Genomic DNA, 16,904 nt, shown 5'->3' with positions numbered 1-16,904 from the left:
CCGCGCCCGCGCTGACGATCGCCATGGTCTCGGAGCACGCGAGCCCGCTGGCGACCCTCGGCGGCGTCGACGCCGGCGGTCAGAACGTCCACGTGGCGGCGCTCGCCGACGCGCTCGCCCGCCGCGGCCACCGCGTCGTCGTCTACACCCGCCGCGACGACCCCTCCCTCCCCCGGCGCGTGCCCTTCACCTCGGGAGTCGAGGTCGTGCACATCGACGCCGGACCGCCGCGCCGGGTGTCCAAGGACGAGCTGCTGCCCTTCATGGGCGACTTCGCCGTCGACCTCACCGAGGAGTGGCTGCAGGAGCGGCCGGACCTCGTGCACAGCCACTTCTGGATGTCCGGGGTCGCCGCGCTCGACGCCTCCGAGCGGGTGGAGCGCGCCACCGGGCGGCGCGTGCCCGTCCTCCACACCTTCCACGCGCTGGGCGTGGTCAAGCGCCGCCAGCAGGGTGCGCTCGACACCAGCCCCGAGGAGCGCGCCTGGCTCGAGCCCGGAGTGGGCCAGAAGGCCGACGGCGTCGTCGCCACCTGCTCGGACGAGGCCTTCGAGCTCAAGGGGCTCGGCGTGCCGACCTCGCGCATCTCGGTGGTGCCCTGCGGAGTCGACATCGACCGGTTCTCGGTCGAGGGCCCGGTCGCGCCCCGCGGCGAGCGCTCGCGGCTGATGACCATCGGACGCCTGGTGCCGCGCAAGGGCATGGGCATCGCGATCGAGGCGCTCGCGCACCTGGTCGCGGCCGGCCACGACGCCGAGCTCGTCGTGGTCGGGGGCTCCGGCTCCGGCGACGCGCTGACCGCGGACCCCGAGTACCAGCGGCTGCACGGCGTCGCCGAGAGCCTCGGCGTCGCGGACCGTGTCGACTTCGTCGGCCAGCTCTCGCAGACCGAGATGCCCGCGATGCTCCGCTCGGCCGACGTCGTGGTCTGCGCGCCCTGGTACGAGCCGTTCGGCATCACTCCGCTCGAGGCGATGGCCTGCGGCGTGCCGGTCGTCGCCTCCTCCGTGGGCGGCCTGATCGACACCGTGGTCGAGGACGTCACCGGGGTCCACGTGCCTCCGCGCGACCCGGTCGCCCTGGCCGCCGCCCTCGGCTCGCTGCTGGAGGACCCCGACCGCGCCCGCGCCTACGGGGCCGCCGGACGCGAGCGCGTCGAGTCCCGCTACTCCTGGGACCGCGTCGCCGCCGACACCGAGCGCGCCTACGTCACGACCCTCGCCGGCCTCGGCGACGAGTCGCTCCTCACCGGCGCCACGAGCGCACCCTCATCCCCCACCACCCGGAAGGCGGCTCCGCGACGATGACCATCGACACCGCGACCATCGACACCGTTCTGGACACCCCGGCCGACGCCGCCCGGCGCCTCGTCGACGACCACGTGGCGCGCGCGCTCGACGCGGTCGCGCAGCTGGAGCGCCACTCCGACAGGATCGCCGCCTGGGGCGTCGAGCTCGCCGACCGCCTGCACTCCGGCGCGCGCCTGCTCGCCGCGGGCAACGGCGGCTCCGCGGCCGAGGCGCAGCACCTCACCGCCGAGCTCGTCGGCCGCTTCGACGGCGACCGCGTCCCCTTCTCCGCCATCTCGCTGCACGCCGAGACGTCGAGCCTGACCGCGATCGGCAACGACTACGGCTTCGACCACGTGTTCTCGCGCCAGGTCACCGCGCACGCCCGGGCGGGGGACGTCGTGGTGCTGCTCTCCACCAGCGGACGCAGCGCGAACCTCCTCCACGCCGCGGAGGCCGCCCGTGCGGCGGGCGCCCGGTCGTGGGCGCTGACCGGCGAGGGGCCGAACCCGCTCACCGAGCTCTGCGACGAGGCGATCGCCCTCGAGGGCCACGGCTCCAATGTGCAGGAGGCGCAGCTGGTGCTCGTGCACGCGCTCTGCCGGGCCTTCGAGCACCGGATCCGCGCACGGACGGCGGCCGCCGCGTGAGCCGCCTGCGCCTCGTCGTCGTCGGCGACGTGATGCTCGACGTCGACCTCTCCGGACCCGCCGAGCGGCTGAGCCCGGACGCCCCCGTCCCCGTGGTCGACGTGTCGGCCCGCAGCGCCCGCGCCGGCGGTGCCGGGCTCGTCGCCCGGATGCTCGCCCGCGACGGGCACGAGGTGACGCTGGTGACCGCGCTCGCCGAGGACTCGGATCCGGACGTGGCGGAGCTGCGCGCCGAGCTGTCCGGCGTCCGCCTGGTCGCCGGGCCCTCGGGAGCGCCGACGCCGGTGAAGACCCGCGTCGCCGCCTCCGGCCAGGCCGTCGTACGGATCGACCGCGGCTGCGAGACGCCGCCCATCCCCGGCGTCACTGACGCCATGCTCGCCGCGCTCGCCGACGCCGACGCCGTGATCGTCGCCGACTACGGCCGCCGCCTGACCGAGGAGCCGTCGCTCCGCACGGCGCTCGACGCGCTCACCGTGCCGCTGGTGTGGGATCCGCACCCGCGGGGCTCGCAGCCGGTCGCCGCCACCTCCCTCGCCACCCCGAACCTGGCCGAGGCCACCGCCTTCTCGGGAGCCGTCGGCCGCGGAGTGACGCGCGCCGAGTCCGCCGCGACCACCCTCCTCGAGCGCTGGGGCTGCGGTGCGGTCACCGTGACGATGGGATCCTCCGGCGCACTGCTGCGCTCCCGCGGCGCCGGCGTCCCGGTCGTCGCACCGGCCGTCGCCGTGCCGCCCACCGACCCGTGCGGCGCGGGCGACCGGTTCGCCGCCTCCGCCGCGGTCGCCCTCGCCGAGGGCGCGAGCACCTCGGAGGCGGTGCAGGCGGCGGTCGCCGCGGCCGGCGCCTACCTCCTCGCGGGAGGGGTCGCCTCCCTCTCCGCTCCCGCCGACCCCGCTCCCCTCCACGGCGGCGGTGTCGACGCCCTGCGCGTCGCCGAGTCCGTCCGCGCGGCAGGAGGCACCGTGGTCGCGACCGGCGGCTGCTTCGACCTGCTCCACGCCGGCCACGCCCGCACCCTCTCGGCCGCGCGCGCGCTCGGCGACTGCCTGATCGTCTGCCTCAACTCGGACGACTCCGTCCGGCGCCTCAAGGGCGCGGCGCGGCCGATCATCCCCGAGGACGACCGCGTCGACCTGCTGCTCGCGCTCGAGTGCGTCGACGCCGTGCTGGTCTTCGGCGAGGACACGCCGGACGAGGCGCTGCGCCGCATCCGCCCCGACGTCTGGGTGAAGGGCGGCGACTACTCCGCCGAGTCCCTCCCCGAGACGGCGACGGTGGCGGAGTGGGGCGGCCGGGTCCTGACCGTGCCGTACCACCCGGGCCGCTCGACCACTCATCTCGCCGCCGCGCTCGCGCGTGTCGGCTGACCCGCGGCCCACGAGGCCCGCAGACCACCCCCGGAAGGAAACCATGAGCACCACTCCCACCCCCATCGGCCGCGTCCTGATCACCGGAGGAGCCTCCGGGCTCGGTGCGGCCGTCGCCGCCGCGGTCACCGCCGCCGGCGGCACCCCGATCGTGCTCGACCGCGACGTCTCGTCGGTGAAGGAGGGCGTCGCCGCCTACCAGGTCGACGTCGCGAAGACCCGCGAGGCCGAGAAGGCGGTCGTCGAGATCGCCCGCGAGCACGGCGGGCTCGACGCCGTCGTGACCGCGGCCGGCATCGACCGCTGCGGCCGCCTCGTCGACGTGGAGCCGGAGGAGTGGGAGCGCGTCATCTCCGTCAACCTCCTCGGCACCGCGGCCGTCGTCCGGGCGGCCCTGCCCTTCCTCACCGAGACGCACGGCCGCGTCGTCACCGTCGCCTCCTCGCTCGCGATCAAGGCCGTCTCGGACGCGACCGCGTACTGCGCCTCGAAGTTCGGCGTGCTCGGCTTCACCCGCGCGCTCGCGGCCGAGACCAAGGGCGAGATCGGCGTGACCACGCTGATCCCGTCGGGCATGAAGACGCGCTTCTTCGACGACCGCGACGAGCAGTACAAGCCGGGTCCGGACGCGCTGCTGAACGACCCGGAGAACGTGGCGAACGCCGTCATGTTCGTCCTCGGCCAGCCGCGCGGCTGCGAGGTCCGCGAGCTCGTCATCACGCACGAGGAGGAGCCGTCCTGGCCGTGATCCGCTGATCCGGGCGCGCCCCGGATCCCCCGCCGCGAGACGCCACCTCGGTCCGCACGCCCCGGCGCGTCGCGTACCGAGGTGGCGTCTCGCGGTTCAGCGGGTGGAGGCGAGCACCCCGCGGACGTCCTCGAGCACCGCCTCGACGCGCACGTCGCCGACGAACGTGACGTCGTGCTCGCAGCGCGGAGCGGTCCAGCCGACCTGCGTGGCGTCGCGCCCGCAGACCGGGCAGTGCGTGGTCCAGCTCAGCTGCACCCGGTGGCGCTGCCGCCCGAGGGCCGCGGCGTTGATCGCGTTGCCCACCCAGAAGACCCCGACCGTCGGAGCGCCGACCGCGGCGGCGAGATGGCGGGGTCCGGAGTCGTTGCCGAGCACGAGGTCGGCGAGCGAGAGCAGCGGAGCGAGGTCCGGGAGGTCCACGACGCCCGCCCAGGAGACCGCTCCCGGCGCTCCGGCGACGATCTCGTCGGCGGCGGGCACGTCCGAGGCGTCGCCCACCACGAGCACGCGCGCGCCGTCCGCCAGCAGCTCCGTCGCCACGGCGGCGAAGGAGGCGGCGGGCCAGCGCCGGCGGGGATCGGTCGCGCCGGGGTGGATCAGCACCAGCGGGCCGCCCGCGGGCAGCGCCGCGGCGAGGCGGTCCCGCCGCTCCGGATCCACGGCGAGCGCCGGCTCGAGGCGGGTCGCGGGCGCTCCGGCCAGCCCGACGATCTCGAGCGCCCGCAGCATCTCGTGCTGGTAGTAGACGTAGGGGATCGTGCGCTCGAGCTCCGCGGCGTCGTCGGTGCGCGACCCGACCGTGTGGCGCGCGCCGAGGCGCTGGAGGAACGGGTTGGAGTAGCGCCCGCCGCCGTGCAGCTGCACGGCCAGGTCGAAGCGGCGCGCGCGCATCCGCTCGGTGAAGTCCTCGACGACCCGGGGGTCCTCCCCCTCTCCGTCGCGGACGCCCTGCGCCACCGGCAGGATCTCGACGTCGGCGATCGGCGACTCGACGCCCGTCAGCAGGACCCGGTGCGCGGGCGTCCCGAGCAGGGTGATCTCGGCTCCCGGGTAGGCGGCCGCGAGGGCGTCGACGGCGGGCAGCGCGAACAGCAGGTCGCCGAGTCCGCCGCCGCGCAGGACGGCGATCCTCTCGACTCCGGCGAAGGGCTCTCGGAGGGGGGCGATGGCGACCACGACGGGTTCCTCTCAGGTGCGGAGGGCGCGCGGGCGCCGCTCCGGGGACGGTGCACTCCTCCACTTCCCCGCCGGGGCCGATCCGAAACCGGATCGGGGGCGAGCCCGTCGCCGATCCGGGGGCGGATTCCGGAGGCGGCGTGTCTAGGCGCGCACCACCCGGGTACCGGACGGATGCGTTCGCCACTCCGCGGGCGCCCCCGACCGAGAGGTGACCGTGACCATCGACATCACGACCCCCGCCACGACCGCCGCCGACGCCGTCCGCCGCGCGCGGACCGCGTTCCCCGCGTGGGCCGCCACCGCGCCCGCCGAGCGCGGCGCCCTGCTCCGTGCCGCCGCCCACCGCGTGGCCGAGCGCGAGCAGGAGCTCGCCGACCTCAACACGCAGGAGACGGGCAAGCCCGCCGGCGACGCCCTGGGCGGCGTCCGCGCCGGTGTCGACACGCTGCTCCAGTACGCCGAGCTCGGCCCGCTGCACCGCGGGAGGAGCCTGCGCGGAGGGGCGCTCAACGTCGATCTCGCCCTGCCGCACCCGCGCGGTGTCGTGCTCGCCCTCACTCCGTGGAACGACCCGGTCGCCGTCGCTGCGGGCCTCCTGGGCGCCGCGATCGTCTCCGGTGACGTCGTCGTGCACAAGCCGAGCGAGCGCAGTCCGGGCACGGGCGCCCTCTTCACGAGCATCCTCGCCGAGGCGCTGCCCGAGGGCGTGCTGACCCTGGTCGAGGGCGACGGGGCGGTCGGCGACGAGCTGGCGCGCACCGAGGGCGTCGACGTCCTCGCCCACGTCGGCTCGACCGCCACCGGCCGCGCGCTCGCCCGGGTCGCCGCCGTCACCGGCGCGCACGTGATCCTCGAGAACGGCGGCAACGACGCGCTCGTCGTCGACCGCGACGTCGATCCGGTCTGGGCCGCCGAGCAGGCCGCGCTGGGCGCCTTCGCCAACGCCGGCCAGATCTGCACCTCCGTCGAGCGGATCTACGTGCACCGCGACATCGCCGAGGCGTTCACGGCGGCGCTCGTCGCCGAGGCCGATCGCTGGAACGCAGGCCCGCTCCCCCGCCTCGTCGACGCCCGCATGCGCGACGCCGTCCACGAGCACGTCACGGAGGCGCTCGACAGCGGCGCGCGCGCCCTCACCGGCGGCACCCCCGGGGACGGCACCTTCTACCCCGCGACCGTCCTGGCCGACTGCACCGAGTCGATGCTGGTGATGACGGAGGAGACCTTCGGGCCCGTCGCGCCGATCCGCGTCGTCGACTCCTTCGACGAGGGCCTGGACCTGGCCGCCGCGAGCCCCTACGGCCTGGCCGCCTCGATCCTCACCGCCGACATGGAGCACGCGCACCGCGCCGCGGCGACGCTGCCGGTCGGCACAGTCAAGGTCAACGGCGTCTTCGGAGGAGCGCCGGGCGGCAGCGCCCAGCCCCGCGGAGCGTCCGGCTCCGGCTTCGGCTACGGCCCGGAGCTGCTCGACGAGATGACCACGACCACGGTCGTGCACTTCGGCCTGCCCGTTCTGCGGGGAGGCGCGCGATGAGCCTCGAGGGCTCGGCGCTCCAGCGGGCGAGCGCCCTCCTGGCGCACGTCCACGAGCGCCCGCCGGTCGTCGCCGTGATCGGGGACCTCATCCTCGACTCCTGGTGGCTCGGCGAGGCGGAGCGCGTCACGCGGGAGGCGCCCGCGCCGGTCCTGCGGCTCGAGGACGTCGTCGACGTCGCGGGCGGGGCCGCCAACACCGCCGCCAACCTGCGCGCGCTGGGCGCCGTCGTCCGCACGGTCGGCGTGGCCGGACGCGACTCCGAGGGCGATCGGCTCGTGCGCGCCCTCGAGCGGGCCGGCCTGGACACCTCCCGGGTCGTCCGCACCGGCGCTGCGACGACGATCAAGACCCGCGTGGTCGGCGGCGACAGCGTGATGCTGCGCGTCGACTCCGGCCCGCACCGCCCGGCCGACGACGAGCTGGCCCTGCTCGCCGGTGCCGCCGCCGAGGCCGCCGCGGGCGCCGACGCCGTCCTGGTCTGCGACTACGGCTCGGGGATCCTCCGCGAGGCTGTCGAGCGCCTGCTCGCCGTCGGGCGCCCCGGCCTCCTCGTGATCGACGCGCACGAGCTCGCCGACTGGGCCTTCGCACGGCCGGACCTCGTCACCCCGAACGCCAAGGAGGCGGAGCGGCTGCTCGGCGGTTCCCTCGGCCGCGGGACGGAGCGGGCCGCCGCCGTGCGCGACGCGGCGGACGACCTGCGCGCCCGCTCGGGCGCCCGGCACGTCGTGGTCACCCTCGACCGGGACGGCTCCACCGCCCTCGACGCCGACGGCACGGTCAGCCGCACCTTCGCTCAGCCTGCAGAGGAGAAGCAGGCATCCGGCGCCGGCGACACCTTCGCCGCGACAGCCACCCTCGCCCTCGCCGCCGGCCGCTCCCTGGCCACCGCCGTCGATCTGGCGCAGGCCGCCGCCGACGTGGTCGTGCAGCGCCCCGGCACCTCCGTCTGCTCGGGCGACGACCTGCTCGCCTCCCTCGCCGCTCCCGGCGCCGTCGTGCTCGGCGAGGACGCCCTCGTCGAGGTCCTCGCGGAGCAGTCGCACCGCGGTCGCCGCGTGGTGTTCACCAACGGCTGCTTCGACGTCCTGCACCGCGGCCACACGGCGTATCTCCGCCAGGCCCGCGAGCTCGGCGACGTGCTCGTGGTCGCGGTGAACGACGACGACTCCGTCCGGCGGCTGAAGGGCGAAGGACGGCCGATCAACCCGGAGGGCGACCGCGCGGGCGTGATCGCCGAGCTGGGCTGCGTCGACTACGTGACTCTCTTCGGCGGAGACACCCCCATCCCGCTGCTCGAGCGCGTGCAGCCCGACGTCTACGTGAAGGGCGGGGACTACAACCCCGACATGCTCGCGGAGGCGGCCGTCGTCCGCTCCTACGGGGGCGTCGTCACCACGGTCGGCTACGTCTCGGAGCACTCCACGACCGAGATGGTCCAGCGCATCCGATCGGCCGCGCCGTGACCAGCCGCCGGTGGTCCGGGCGCTGGGGGGTCCCCGAGGCTCCCCGGCAGCCGCTGATCGACGTGCTGGTGCCGACGGTCGGCCGCCGTGCCGAGCTCGCCGCCGCGCTCGCCGGACTCGCCGCCCAGGACGACCCGCCCTTCCGCGTGATCGTCAGCGACCAGTCCGACGACGCGGTCGCCGAGAGCGACCCGACGATCCTCGCGATGCTGCGCGTGCTGGAGGCGCAGGGCCGGGCTCCGGTGGTGCGCCGGCACCTGCCCCGGCGCGGGCTCGCGGAGCAGAGGCACTACCTCCTCTCCCTCGCCACCGCCCCGGCCGTCCTCTTCCTCGACGACGACGTGTGGCTCGAGCCGGGCACGCTCTCGCGGCTGCACGAGGCCCTCGAGCGCCTCGACTGCGGCTTCGTCGGCTCCGCGGTGCAGGGCCTGTCCTACCTCGAGGACGTGCGCCCGCACGAGACCGAGTCGTTCGAGACCTGGGAGGAGCGCGTGGAGCCCGAGCGGGTGCGGCGCGGAACCCCGGAGTTCGAGCGCTGGCCGCTGCACAACGCGGCGAATCTCACGCACGTCGCCGCCCGCCTCGACGTCCCGGAGGGCGCCTGGCGCGCGTACCGGGTCGCCTGGCTGGGCGCGTGCGTCCTCTACCGCCGCGACGCCCTCCTGGCCGTCGGCGGCTTCGACTTCTGGGAGCAGCTGCCCCCGGAGCACAGCGGTGAGGACGTCGCCGCGCAGTGGCGCGTCATGGAGCGCTTCGGCGGCGCGGGCCTCGTGCCCAGCGGCGCCGTGCACCTCGAGACGCCCACGACGGTCACCGACCGGCGCGTCGACGCCTTCGACCGGCTCTTCGCCGAAGAGCACTCGTAACACTCAGCAAGGCGACGAAAGGACAGCACGATGGACGCACCCAACCCGATCCAGATCCAGAAGTACCTCTCGGGCATCGACTACCCCGCCTCGAAGGACACGATCGTCGAGACCGCGGAGAAGGAGGGCGCGGACGGCGACGTCCTCGAGGCCCTCCGTGCGATCCCGGACGGCGACTACGAGAAGCCCACCGACGTGAGCTCGGCCGTCTCGAAGGTCTGACCCCCTCCGCGGGACGCCGCTCCGGTGCACGGCACGCCGTGCCTGCCGTACCGGAGCGGCGTCCCGCGAGCGGCGATCGGCCGGCGCGGAGAGCCGGGGTCAGGCGGAGGCGTGCTCGTGCTCGCGCAGGACGCCGGACTCGAGCGCCTGGAACGACAGCACCTTGTAGCCCTCGGACTCGAAGAAGATCGTCGCCCGGTCGGCCTCCACGCTCATCACGGTGCCGGCGCCCCACTCGCGGTGCTCCACCGACTCGTCGACGCTCAGAGGGGCGTCCACGGGCGCCTCGACGGTCTCGCCGCTCGCCTCGTGCCGCTCGCAGCCGTCGCAGTTGCCGCACCACTCGGCCGACTCCACGCCGAAGTAGTCCAGCAGGACTCGGCGGCGGCACTGGCTGGTCTCCGCGTACGCGCGCATCATCGACAGGCGCGACTCCGCGATCCGCTCGCGGGAGGCCAGAGCCTCCTTCACCGCGTGCACGGCCTCGTCGCCCGAGGCCTCGCGCGTGGCGCGCAGACCGGACCCGGTCTCCACCAGCCCCGCGTCCGCGAGATCGTTGACGATCCGGGCGATCGTGCGGGCCGGCTTCCCCAGCTCCTTCGCGAGAGCCGCGGAGTCGAGCCCCGGCTGCTCCGAGACGGCCGCCCAGATCACGCGCAGCGCGGCCTTGTCGACCGAGCGCTTGGCGAAGAAGCGGCGGAGACCCAGATCCTCGGCGCGGTAGTGCAGCGCGCCCGTCGCCGGCTCGCCGTCGCGGCCCGCGCGGCCGATCTCCTGGTAGTACGCGTCGAGCGACTCGGTGGTCGTCGCGTGCAGCACGAAGCGGACGTCGGCCCGGTCGATGCCCATCCCGAAGGCCGAGGTCGCGACGACGACGTCGAGCTCGCCAGCGCGCCACTGCTCGTGCACGACCTTGCGCTCGGACACCTTGAGTCCGGCGTGGTACGCCGCGACCCGGCGCCCCTCCGCCGCGATGTCGGCCGCGTAGGCCTCCGTCTCCTTGCGGGTGGCGACGTAGACCAGGCCCGGAGCCGTCCAGCTGCGGGCCTCCTCGACCACGGCGGCGCGCTTCTCGTTCTCGCTCTCGTGGCGGTGCACCACCAGCCGGATCTCCGGACGGTCGACGCCGTGCACCTGGATCTCGGGGTCGGTCATCCGGAGGCGCTCGATGATCTCGTCGCGCACCGGCCCGGAGGCGGTGGCGGTCATCGCGAGCACCGGCGGGTCTCCGAGCTCGCCGCGCACATCGGCCAGGCGGAGGTAGTCGGGGCGGAAGTCGTGGCCCCAGGAGGAGACGCAGTGCGCCTCGTCGACGACCAGGAGCGACACTCCCGCGGCCGCCAGACGCGCCACGTTCTCGGGCTTGGCGAGCTCCTCGGGCGCCAGGAGCACGTAGAGCGGGCCGCCCTCGTCGATCCGGTCCCAGGCGCGGGCGACGGCCGCGGCGCCCTGGGAGGAGTTGATCGCGACGGCGGGCGGGGCCGCCGGAGCCGCCTCGATCGCGGCGAGCTGGTCGGCCTGCAGGGCGACGAGCGGGGAGACGACCAGGACGACGCCGCCGCGCTCGGCTCCGGCGATCTGGTAGACCGCGGACTTGCCGCCGCCCGTCGCCAGCACCAGCAGCGTGTCGCGCCCGGAGGCCGCCGACTCGATCGCCTCGCGCTGACCGGGGAGCAGCGACGACCAGCCGAAGTCCTCCCGGGCGATGCGGCTGACGGAGTCGGTGCGGGAGGAGTTCATAGCTCGACGCTACGACCAGACAGCCCCGGAGGCAGTCCGCTTGACAGCGCCGGGGAGCACGGTGAAGGCGCGTCGCCCGGCCTCACGGCCCGCCTCTGCCCCCTCGCCCCCGCGCTGTCAACGTCCTGCGGAGGGGCCCGTCGCGTGCTGGGCTGGAGCCCCGACGAGAGGAGCCGACATGGCCGACCAGAACGTGAACGAGGACCTTCCCGGATCCGGCGGCGACGCCGCCCCGAACACCGGCGGCGCGCAGACGGTGCTGCCCGGCGAGGACGCGGCCGACGCCTCCGCAGCGGGGGCCGCTCCCGGGGGCACCGCGATCGACCGCGGTGTCACGGACGCCGTGACCGACGGCGACAGCGGAGGGGACACCGTCTCCGGCGACGCCGACCTGCCGGACGAGACCGAGGGCGCGGTCGGCAGCGACCCGGCGAGCGCCGACTGACGTCCCGCTCGGACGCGTCCGGCCCGCCGGATCCGAGGATCCTTGCGGGCCGGAGGCGCTCGTCCCTCCGCGGAGGAGGGCCCGGGCTCAGCGCCGGACGACCACCGGGTTGAACAGCGTGCCGATGCCCTCGACGTCCACCGCGACGGTGTCCCCGTTCGCGATCGGCCCGACGCCGGCGGGCGTCCCGGTGAGGATCACGTCCCCGGGGAGGAGCGTGAAGATGCGCGAGACGTAGGCGACGAGCTCGGGCACCCCGTGGATCATGTCGCCGGTGCTGCCCGACTGCTGCACGCGCCCGTTGACGCGCGTCTCGATCGCGCTCTCGTTCCAGACGAACTCGGTCTCGATGACCGGTCCGAGCGGGCAGAAGGTGTCGTAGCCCTTCGCCCGCGCCCACTGGCCGTCGGAGCGCTGGAGGTCGCGTGCGGTGACGTCGTTGGCGATCGTGTACCCGAAGACCACGTCCTCGTAGTCCTCCGCGCGGACGTTGCGGGCCACGGCGCCGATCACGATCGCCAGCTCGCCCTCGAACTCCACCTGCTGGCTGTCCTCGGGGAGGACGATCGCCTCGTCCGGGCCGATGACCGACGTGTTCGGCTTGAGGAACACCAGCGGCTCCGCCGGGGCGTCGCCGCCCATCTCGGCCGCGTGGTCGGCGTAGTTCTTCCCGATGCCGACGATCTTGGAGCGCGGGATCACCGGCGCGAGGAGCTTCGCCTCCGCGATCGGGATGCGCTCCCCCGTGGTGTCGAACCCGGCGAACATCGGGTCGCCGGCGAGCACGACCAGATCGTCCTCGTCCACGATCCCGAAGTGGATCGCTCCCCCGTTGTCCCCGTCGCGCTGCGTGGCGAATCGTGCGATCTTCATGCGTCCAGCCTCGTCATCCATCCGTGCGTGTCCTCGCGGCGTCCGTACTGGATGCCGGTCAGCTCCTCGCGGAGCGACATCGTGAGCTCCCCGGCGGGCGCGCTCTCGCGGCCGACGGAGAAGCCCTCGCCCTTGAGCTCGGCGATCGGGGTGATCACGGCGGCGGTCCCGCAGGCGAACACCTCGACCACGTCGCCGGAGGCCACTCCGTCGCGCCATTCGTCGATGCTCACGCGGCGCCGCTCGACGCGGTGGCCGCGGTCCTCAGCGAGCTGCAGGACGCTGTCGCGCGTGATGCCCTCGAGGATCGAGTCCGATTCCGGGGTGACCAGCGTGCCGTCCTTCTTCACCAGCACCACGTTCATGCCGCCGAGCTCCTCGATCCACTGCGACTCCTGCGAGTCGAGGAAGAGGACCTGCGCGCAGCCGTGGCTGTAGGCCTCCTGCTGCGGGAGGAGGGAGGAGGCGTAGTTGCCACCCGTCTTCGCCGCTCCCGTGCCGCCCTTGCCCGCCCGGGCGTAGGAGGTGGAGAGCCAGATCGACACGGGGGCGACGCCGCCCGAGAAGTAGGCGCCGGCGGGGCTGGCGATCACGTAGTAGCCGACGTCCTCGGCCGCGCGCACGCCGAGGAACGCCTCCTGCGCGAACATGAACGGGCGCAGGTAGAGGCTGGTCTCCGGCTCCGAGGGGACCCAGTCGCCGTCGACCGCGATCAGCTGCCGCAGCGACTCGACGAAGAGGTCCGTCGGGAGCTCCGGCAGCGCGAGGCGGCGGGCCGAGCGCTGCAGGCGGCGCGCGTTCGCCTCCGGGCGGAAGGTCCAGACGGAGCCGTCCTCGTGGCGGTAGGCCTTCATCCCCTCGAAGATCTCCTGCGCGTAGTGCAGGACGGCGGCGGCGGGGTCGAGCGCGAGCGGGCCGTAGGGCTCGACGCGGGCGCTGTGCCAGCCGTCCGTACGGGTCCAGCGGAGGCCGACCATGTGGTCGGTGAAGTGCGTGCCGAAGCCGGGGTTCGCGAGGATCCGGGCGCGCTCCTCGGCGGAGCGGGGCGCGGGGGCGGCGGTCACCTCGAACGCGAGGTCGGCGGGGGCGGAGTCGGTGCTCATCGTGGTGGTGTCCTTCTGCGGGGGATCAGCGGAGGCGGGCGACGACGGAGTCGCCGATCGCGGCCGTGGAGCGCGGGGTGCCGTCGCGCGACTCGATGTCGGCGGTCACGGCCGCGGTGACGCGGGCGGCCTCGTCGCTCCGGCCGAGGTGGTCCAGCAGCATCGCGGCCGAGAGGATCGCGGCGGTCGGGTCGGCGAGCTGCCGTCCGGCGATGTCGGGCGCGGATCCGTGGACCGGCTCGAACATGCTGGGGAACGCGCCGTCGGGGTTGATGTTGCCCGAGGCCGCGAGTCCGATGCCGCCGCTGATCGCGCCGGCCAGATCGGTCAGGATGTCGCCGAAGAGGTTGTCGGTGACGATGACGTCGAACCTAGCAGGGTCGGTCACGAGGAAGATCGTGGCGGCGTCCACGTGGAGGTAGTCGACGGCCACGTCCTCGAAGGCGGCCCCCACCTCGTCGACGATCCGCTTCCAGAGCGAGCCGGAGAAGACGAGGACGTTCGTCTTGTGGACGAGCGTCAGCCGGGAGCGGCGCGTGCGGGCGAGCTCGAACGCGTGTCGGACGACGCGCTCGACCCCGTAGGCGGTGTTGACCGACACCTCGTTGGCGACCTCGTGCGGGGTGCCCTGCCGGATCGAGCCGCCGGTGCCGACGTAGGGCCCCTCCGTGCCCTCGCGGACGACCACGAAGTCGACCTCGCCGGGAGCCGCGAGCGGCGAGGGGACGCCCGCGTAGAGACGGGTGGGCCGCAGGTTGACGTAGTGGTCGAGCTCGAAGCGCAGCCGCAGGAGCAGCCCGCGCTCGATGTTCGCGTCCCGGAGGCGCGGGTCCCCCGGTGCTCCGCCGACGGCGCCCAGGAGGATCGCGTCGTGCCCCGCGATCGCCGCGAGGTCCTCGTCGGTGAGGACGTCGCCGGTCTCGAGGTAGCGGGCGGCGCCGAGCGAGAAGGTGGTCGTCTCGAGCACCAGGTCGGAGTCGGCGGTGACGGCGTCGAGGACCTTGACGGCCTCGGCGGTCACCTCGGGCCCGATCCCGTCTCCGGGGATGACGGCGAGCTTCACGGTGCGGGGCATGGCGGTCCTCAGGCGTACGGGGTCGGAGTCCCCCCAGCGTACTCGCGGCCCGCCCGCGCCGCGGTCCGGGGCACGCGCCCCCGTCGGGCTGGCGAGGGCCGCCCGGGAGGCGCTGCGCGTCCCGGGCGGCCTCCCTCGGGAGGAGAGGAGGAGCGTCAGCTCCGGCGGAGGCGCCAGGAGCCGACCGCGGCGGCGGCCAGCACGAGGACGACACCCAGCCAGGCCGACCAGCCGACGCCCGAGTCGAACGCCGCGCTCGCCGACGCGACGAGGCTCGCGGCGGAGTCGGCGGGCAGCTCGCCGGCGACCGAGACGGCGCCGCCGAGGGTCTCCCCGGCCCGCTGCGCCTGCGCGGCGTCGAGGCCCTCGGGCAGCACGACTCCCCCGCGGTACACGGCGGTGAGGACCGTGCCGAGCGTCGCGGTGCCGAGGACGGCACCGAGCTCGTAGGCGGTCTCGGAGACGGCGGAGGCCGCACCGGCCTTGTCGGCGGGCGCGTTGGCCAGGATCAGCTCGTTCGACACCGTCTCGGCCGCACCGATGCCCAGGCCGAGGAACGCGAAGGCGACGGCGACGGTGAGCGCGGACGCTCCTCCGGGCGCCCCGCTGCCGAGGGCCAGCAGGATGTACCCGACGGCCGAGACCAGCAGTCCGGCCGGGACGACGAGTCGCGGAGCGACGCGGCGCGCGATCGGCACCACGCCGAGCCCGGCCAGGATCATCACGGCGAGGCCCGGCACGAGCACGAGGCCCGCCTCCAGGGGCGAGAGCCCGACCACGAGCTGCAGGTGCTGCGAGAGGAAGAAGAGCCCGCCGACCAGCGCGGTGACACTGAGGAGGTTGACCACGATCGCCGCACTGAACGAGCCGCGACGGAAGAGCGAGAGATCGAGCATCGGCGAGGCCCGGCGCTGCTGGCGGCGGACGAACAGAGCTCCCGAGACGACGCCCACGACGAGCGCCGCGACGCCGACCGCGTCGATCCCGTGCTCGGCGAAGGACTTCACCGCGTAGACGACCGGCGCCATGGTCGCCAGCGACAGCAGGATGCTGACGACGTCGACCGGGCCGGGCTGCGGGTCGCGCGACTCCGGCACCAGGATCGGCACCAGGACGACCAGCGGGAGCAGCACGGGCACCGCGAGCAGGAACACCGACCCCCAGGGGAAGTGCTCGAGCAGCACGCCGCCGACCAGAGGGCCGATGCCCGAGCCCACGGCGAAGCCGGTCGCCCAGATGGCGATCGCGAGGCGGCGCTGGTCGCGGTCGGGGAAGACGCTGCGCAGGAGCGAGAGCGTCGAGGGCATCAGCATCGCGCCGAAGAAGCCCAGTGCCGCGCGGGCGCCGATGAGCGCCGCGGCGGTGGGAGCGAACGCGGCCACGACCGAGACGGCGGCGAAGCCGACCGCGCCGACCAGCAGGAGGCGCCGCCGCCCGACGCGGTCGCCGAGACTGCCCATCGCCACCAGCAGGCCCGCGAGCACCAGCGGGTAGGCGTCGACGATCCACAGCAGCTCGGTGCCGGAGGGCCCCAGATCCTCGGCGATCGAGGGGAGCGCGAAGTTCAGCACCGTGTTGTCGACCGAGACAAGCAGCACCGGGAGCATCAGCACCGCGAGCGCCACCCAGGCGCGTCGCCCGACCCGGTCGGCGGCGCCGGCGGTGTCGTGGGTGGAGACGGGAGCGGTGCGCGCGGACACGGGGACGACCTTTCAGAGGAGAACGGAGAGAGTATACCGTCCAGCCGGTACAGTCGCCACTGATCCGCCGTAGGATGGTCGCCGTGCCTCCTGCCCCCGCCCGCGACCGCGTCCTCGACGCGTTCGAGCAGCTCCTCATCGAGCAGGGCGAGCGCGCCGCGACCCTCGACGCCGTCGCCCGCGAGGCCGGAGTCTCCAAGGGCGGGCTGCTCTACCACTTCCCCTCGAAGGACGCCCTCGTCGACGGGCTCCTGCAGCGCCTCGACGCGCGGCGGGAGGCGGACGTCGCGCAGAGCCTCGCTGCTCCCGAGGGCGTGGTCGCCTACCTGCTGCGCACCTCCTTCGCCGCCGACTCGGCCTTCGACCGCACGATCCTCGCCGTGTCGCGCATCGCGCAGGGGCACGACGAGCGCGCCAGCGGGGGCCTCGCGCGGATCCACGACAGCTGGAACGAGGTGGTCGCCGACGCCGTGGGCGACCCGCTCGTCGCCCGGGCGATCGTCCTGATGAGCGACGGGCTCTACTACAACTCCGCCCTGCTCCCCACGGGCTCGCAGTCGCGCGGCGAGGCCGAGGACGTCCTCGCGGTCGTCCAGCGCCTCCTCGGGAGCTGAACCGCGCCGCCCCGGCGGACC

The 16,904-nt window shown here is 74.7% G+C and carries 16 protein-coding genes; 10 read left to right on the top strand and 6 right to left on the bottom strand.

Annotation, left to right across the window (positions count from 1 at the left end):
• The first annotated feature begins 11 nt into the window (after nt 1-11).
• The 4 genes from C5C30_RS06300 to C5C30_RS06285 are packed head-to-tail and all read left to right on the top strand — an operon-like array spanning nt 12 to nt 4,057.
• Complete coding sequence (locus C5C30_RS06300; protein ID WP_104287981.1) at nt 12-1,307, top strand: glycosyltransferase; 1,296 nt, start codon at nt 12-14, stop codon at nt 1,305-1,307.
• Nucleotides 1,304-1,939, top strand: a complete 636-nt coding sequence (locus C5C30_RS06295) for an SIS domain-containing protein (RefSeq protein WP_104247441.1) — start codon at nt 1,304-1,306, stop codon at nt 1,937-1,939. The genes C5C30_RS06300 and C5C30_RS06295 overlap by 4 nt, the downstream gene beginning before the upstream one ends.
• A gap of 5 nt (nt 1,940-1,944) precedes the next feature.
• Nucleotides 1,945-3,309 (top strand): PfkB family carbohydrate kinase, encoded by a 1,365-nt coding sequence (locus C5C30_RS06290; RefSeq protein ID WP_104333404.1) that lies wholly within the window; start codon nt 1,945-1,947, stop codon nt 3,307-3,309.
• A 43-nt stretch (nt 3,310-3,352) separates the two neighbouring features.
• Complete coding sequence (locus C5C30_RS06285; RefSeq protein WP_104250150.1) at nt 3,353-4,057, top strand: SDR family oxidoreductase; 705 nt, start codon at nt 3,353-3,355, stop codon at nt 4,055-4,057.
• A 96-nt stretch (nt 4,058-4,153) separates the two neighbouring features.
• Here C5C30_RS06285 and C5C30_RS06280 read toward each other — a convergent pair whose 3' ends face one another.
• Entirely contained in the window at nt 4,154-5,236 is a 1,083-nt protein-coding gene (locus C5C30_RS06280; RefSeq protein WP_104274359.1) for a glycosyltransferase family 9 protein, read from the bottom strand.
• A gap of 217 nt (nt 5,237-5,453) precedes the next feature.
• Between C5C30_RS06280 and C5C30_RS06275 the strand changes: the two genes are divergently transcribed.
• From C5C30_RS06275 to C5C30_RS06260, 4 genes are read left to right on the top strand one after another with little or no spacing between them, the layout of a single operon-like run.
• Nucleotides 5,454-6,776, top strand: a complete 1,323-nt coding sequence (locus tag C5C30_RS06275; RefSeq protein WP_258065820.1) for an aldehyde dehydrogenase — start codon at nt 5,454-5,456, stop codon at nt 6,774-6,776.
• Nucleotides 6,773-8,245: a D-glycero-beta-D-manno-heptose 1-phosphate adenylyltransferase gene (gene rfaE2, locus C5C30_RS06270; RefSeq protein ID WP_104333373.1), complete on the top strand. Its 1,473-nt coding sequence runs from the start codon at nt 6,773-6,775 to the stop codon at nt 8,243-8,245. Before C5C30_RS06275 ends, rfaE2 begins: the two co-directional genes overlap by 4 nt.
• A complete protein-coding gene (locus C5C30_RS06265) occupies nt 8,242-9,111 on the top strand; it encodes a glycosyltransferase family A protein (protein ID WP_219827779.1) in 870 nt (289 codons plus the stop codon). The genes rfaE2 and C5C30_RS06265 overlap by 4 nt, the downstream gene beginning before the upstream one ends.
• Before the next feature lie 30 nt (nt 9,112-9,141).
• Nucleotides 9,142-9,333 carry a DUF2795 domain-containing protein gene (locus C5C30_RS06260; protein WP_104223528.1) on the top strand — a complete coding sequence of 64 codons (192 nt, stop codon included), beginning with the start codon at nt 9,142-9,144 and terminating at the stop codon, nt 9,331-9,333.
• 99 nt (nt 9,334-9,432) lie between these two features.
• Here C5C30_RS06260 and C5C30_RS06255 read toward each other — a convergent pair whose 3' ends face one another.
• Nucleotides 9,433-11,073: a RecQ family ATP-dependent DNA helicase gene (locus C5C30_RS06255; RefSeq protein WP_104333372.1), complete on the bottom strand. Its 1,641-nt coding sequence runs from the start codon at nt 11,071-11,073 to the stop codon at nt 9,433-9,435.
• 178 nt (nt 11,074-11,251) lie between these two features.
• On the opposite strand from C5C30_RS06255, the gene C5C30_RS06250 reads away from it, so the two are divergent.
• Nucleotides 11,252-11,518 carry a hypothetical protein gene (locus tag C5C30_RS06250; RefSeq protein WP_104247445.1) on the top strand — a complete coding sequence of 89 codons (267 nt, stop codon included), beginning with the start codon at nt 11,252-11,254 and terminating at the stop codon, nt 11,516-11,518.
• 87 nt (nt 11,519-11,605) lie between these two features.
• On the opposite strand, the gene C5C30_RS06245 is transcribed toward C5C30_RS06250, so the two are convergent.
• The 4 genes from C5C30_RS06245 to C5C30_RS06230 form a co-directional block, all read right to left on the bottom strand.
• A complete protein-coding gene (locus C5C30_RS06245; protein WP_104247446.1) occupies nt 11,606-12,391 on the bottom strand; it encodes a fumarylacetoacetate hydrolase family protein in 786 nt (261 codons plus the stop codon).
• A complete protein-coding gene (locus C5C30_RS06240; protein WP_104333371.1) occupies nt 12,388-13,494 on the bottom strand; it encodes a branched-chain amino acid aminotransferase in 1,107 nt (368 codons plus the stop codon). Before C5C30_RS06240 ends, C5C30_RS06245 begins: the two co-directional genes overlap by 4 nt.
• Nucleotides 13,495-13,519: 25 nt before the next feature.
• Nucleotides 13,520-14,569 (bottom strand): 3-isopropylmalate dehydrogenase, encoded by a 1,050-nt coding sequence (locus tag C5C30_RS06235; protein WP_104223533.1) that lies wholly within the window; start codon nt 14,567-14,569, stop codon nt 13,520-13,522.
• 155 nt (nt 14,570-14,724) lie between these two features.
• Entirely contained in the window at nt 14,725-16,269 is a 1,545-nt protein-coding gene (locus C5C30_RS06230) for an MFS transporter (protein ID WP_258065819.1), read from the bottom strand.
• A 74-nt stretch (nt 16,270-16,343) separates the two neighbouring features.
• Between C5C30_RS06230 and C5C30_RS06225 the strand changes: the two genes are divergently transcribed.
• On the top strand, nt 16,344-16,883 hold the full coding sequence (locus C5C30_RS06225; protein WP_208543367.1) for a TetR/AcrR family transcriptional regulator: 540 nt from the start codon (nt 16,344-16,346) through the stop codon (nt 16,881-16,883).
• Nucleotides 16,884-16,904: the final 21 nt, after the last annotated feature.

The sequence above is a fragment of the Rathayibacter sp. AY2B5 genome (genome assembly GCF_002931645.1).
Taxonomy (GTDB): domain Bacteria; phylum Actinomycetota; class Actinomycetes; order Actinomycetales; family Microbacteriaceae; genus Rathayibacter.
The sequence above is the reverse complement of the archived record's forward strand: the minus strand, read 5'-3'. Positions and strand labels throughout refer to the sequence as shown.

Bases quoted from the DNA above. Each gene is read 5' to 3' on its own strand.
- C5C30_RS06295 (WP_104247441.1), top strand. From the start codon at position 1,304: ATGACCATCGACACCGCGACCATCGACACCGTTCTGGACACCCCGGCC.
- C5C30_RS06285 (WP_104250150.1), top strand. From the start codon at position 3,353: ATGAGCACCACTCCCACCCCCATCGGCCGCGTCCTGATCACCGGAGGA.
- rfaE2 (WP_104333373.1), top strand. From the start codon at position 6,773: ATGAGCCTCGAGGGCTCGGCGCTCCAGCGGGCGAGCGCCCTCCTGGCG.
- C5C30_RS06260 (WP_104223528.1), top strand. From the start codon at position 9,142: ATGGACGCACCCAACCCGATCCAGATCCAGAAGTACCTCTCGGGCATC.
- C5C30_RS06255 (WP_104333372.1), bottom strand. From the start codon at position 11,073: ATGAACTCCTCCCGCACCGACTCCGTCAGCCGCATCGCCCGGGAGGAC.
- C5C30_RS06250 (WP_104247445.1), top strand. From the start codon at position 11,252: ATGGCCGACCAGAACGTGAACGAGGACCTTCCCGGATCCGGCGGCGAC.
- C5C30_RS06245 (WP_104247446.1), bottom strand. From the start codon at position 12,391: ATGAAGATCGCACGATTCGCCACGCAGCGCGACGGGGACAACGGGGGA.
- C5C30_RS06240 (WP_104333371.1), bottom strand. From the start codon at position 13,494: ATGAGCACCGACTCCGCCCCCGCCGACCTCGCGTTCGAGGTGACCGCC.
- C5C30_RS06235 (WP_104223533.1), bottom strand. From the start codon at position 14,569: ATGCCCCGCACCGTGAAGCTCGCCGTCATCCCCGGAGACGGGATCGGG.
- C5C30_RS06225 (WP_208543367.1), top strand. From the start codon at position 16,344: ATGGTCGCCGTGCCTCCTGCCCCCGCCCGCGACCGCGTCCTCGACGCG.